At 47.4% G+C, this 251-nt stretch carries 1 protein-coding gene; it reads right to left on the bottom strand.

Features of this window, described 5'->3' with window-relative positions:
- A partial coding sequence (locus tag O4H49_RS20560; RefSeq protein ID WP_269425305.1) for an efflux RND transporter permease subunit occupies nucleotides 1-251 on the bottom strand: 251 nt, incomplete at both ends.

Here is a 251-nt window from a genome sequence, read left to right on the forward strand (position 1 = left end):
CCACCATACAGGTCAACTTTGGATACACCGTTTACAGTGAACACCTGCGGGTTGATTACACGCTCAAGGTAGTCAGTGATCTGGCTTGAAGATAACTCGTCACTCGTAAAGCCGATGTACAGTACCGCCGTTGTCGTACCTGTCGACATGGTTACGGTTGGATCTTCGGCTTCTTTTGGAAGCTGAGAACGTACTGAGTTCGTTTTCGCTAAGATATCAGCCAATGCTGCATTCGGGTCAGTATTCAACTT

Origin of the sequence: Kiloniella laminariae (genome assembly GCF_027214005.1) — a bacterium.
GTDB lineage: Bacteria > Pseudomonadota > Alphaproteobacteria > Kiloniellales > Kiloniellaceae > Kiloniella > Kiloniella laminariae_A.